Source organism: Nonomuraea rhizosphaerae (assembly GCF_019396405.1).
GTDB lineage: Bacteria > Actinomycetota > Actinomycetes > Streptosporangiales > Streptosporangiaceae > Nonomuraea > Nonomuraea rhizosphaerae.
The window spans coordinates 1-2,374 of record NZ_JAHKRL010000217.1 but is presented as its reverse complement, the minus strand read 5'-3'; the positions used below and the strand labels follow the sequence as shown (position 1 = coordinate 2,374).

General features: G+C 70.3%; 1 protein-coding gene. It reads left to right on the top strand.

The window, feature by feature from the left end; all coding sequences use genetic code 11:
- A partial coding sequence (locus KME77_RS10535; RefSeq protein ID WP_246609546.1) for a glycoside hydrolase family 6 protein occupies positions 1–2,277 on the top strand: 2,277 nt, incomplete at its 5' end.
- Positions 2,278–2,374 lie beyond the last annotated feature (97 nt).

Sequence of the window (2,374 nt, the reverse complement as noted above, 5' to 3'; positions counted from 1 at the left end):
CTCGTCGCCGGCCAGAGCACGGCCGCGCAGGCCGCGGTCGCCTGCGACGTCGCCTACACGCCCAACACGTGGACGACGAGTCCGGGGCAGGGCGGCTTCACCGCGAACATCACGCTCAAGAACACCGGCGACCCGATCACCAGCTGGACGCTGGCCTTCGACTTCCCGACGACCGGCCAGACGTACACGCCCCAGGGCTGGGGCGCGACCTGGAGCCAGTCGGGCACCCGCGTCACCGGGCAGAGCCTGTCGTACAACGGCAACCTGGGCACCGGCGCCTCCACCAACATCGGCTTCAACGGCTCCTGGACCGGCAGCAACCCGAGCCCGGCGTCGTTCACCGTCAACGGCGTCACCTGCGGCGGCGGCCAGGGCACCACGCCCTCGGTGGTCACCTCCGCGAGTTCGGTGTCGGTGACCGAGGGCGGCACGGCGACCTTCACCGCCAGGCTGTCGTCGGCCCCCACCTCCAACGTGACCGTCACCACCACCCGCGCCAGCGGTGACACGGACCTGACCGTTTCGAGCGGCGGGAGCCTCACCTTCACCCCGTCCAACTGGAACACCGCCCAGACCGTCACCCTCGCCGCCGCCCAGGACAGCGACACCACCAACGGCACCGCCGCCTTCACCGTCGGCGGCAGCGGCGTCACCTCCGCCACCGTGAACGCCACCGAGTCGGACGACGACACCACGCAGACGCAGTCGCTGGTCGTGACCCCGACGTCAGTGACCGTCCCCGAGGGCGGGACCGCCACCTACACGGTCAAGCCGGCCATCCAGCCGTCGGCCAGCCTGACCGTCACCTCCACGGCCGGCAGCGGCGACTCCAACATCACCGTCAGCTCGGGCGGCTCGCTCACCTTCACCACGAGCAACTGGAACACCGCCCAGACCGTCACCCTCGCCGCCGCCCAGGACAGCGACACCACGAACGGCACGCGGCCCATCACCGTCGCCTCCAGCGGCCTGACCAGCGTCACCGTCACCGCGACCGAGGCCGACGACGACGGCACGCAGCCCACCCATGTGGAGAACCCGTACGCGGGCGCCACCGGCTACGTCAACCCCAACTGGCGGGCCAAGGCCGCCGCCGAGCCGGGCGGCAGCGCCGTGGCGAACACCTCCACCGCCGTCTGGCTGGACCGCATCGCCGCCATCGCCGGCTCCTCCTCGGTCATGGGCCTGCGCGCCCACCTGGACGAGGCCGTCAGCCAGGACGCCGCCAACGGCTCCGCGCCGCTGACCATCCAGTTCGTGATCTACGACCTGCCCAACCGCGACTGCTCGGCCCTGGCCTCCAACGGTGAGCTGCTCATCTCGGAGAACGGCCTGAACCGCTACAAGACCGAGTACATCGACGCGATCGCCGCGATCATCGGCGAGTCGGCGTACCGCAACCTCCGGATCGTCACGATCATCGAGCCGGACTCGCTGCCGAACCTCGTCACCAACCTGAGCTTCGCCAAGTGCGCCGAGGCCAACTCCACCGGCGCGTACGTGCAGGGCGTCCAGTACGCGCTGAACAAGCTGCACGCCATGGCGAACGTCTACACCTACGTCGACGCAGCCCACCACGCCTGGCTCGGCTGGGACTCGAACTTCAACCCGTCGGTCAACATCTTCTACAACACCGCCGCGGGCACCACGGCCGGAGTGGACAGCGTGGACGGCTTCATCGTCAACACGGCCAACACCTCCGCCACCACCGAGCCGTACTTCACCATCAACACGACGGTGAACGGCCAGACCATCCGCCAGTCCAAGTGGGTGGACTGGAACTGGTACGTCGACGAGGCGAGCTTCGCCACCGGCCTGCGCAACGCGCTCATCGCCAAGGGCTTCCGGCAGGGGCTCGGCATGCTGATCGACACTTCGCGCAACGGCTGGGGCGGCAGCGCCCGCCCGAGCGGGCCGAGTTCGTCGACCGTCCTGGACGACTTCGTCAACCAGTCGCGCGTCGACCGGCGCATCCACGCCGGCAACTGGTGCAACCAGAGCGGCGCGGGCATGGGCGCGCGGCCGACCGCGGCCCCGGCCAGCGGCTTCGACGCCTACGTCTGGATCAAGCCGCCCGGTGAGTCCGACGGGGCCAGCACGGACATCCCGAACGACGAGGGCAAGAAGTTCGACCGGATGTGCGACCCCACGTACGGCGGCAACAGCCTCAACGGCAACAACCCGTCGGGGGCGCTGGCCAACGCGCCGCTGTCCGGCCAGTGGTTCTCGGCTCAGTTCCGCCAGCTCCTGCAGAACGCCTACCCGCCCATCTCCTAGGAGCAGCCGCCCGCCTCCCGGCGGCTGTGACGAGGGCCCAGGCCGAGTCTCCCCGGCCTGGGCCTTCGCGCCGCGCCTCACCGCTCGCGCCGCGCCT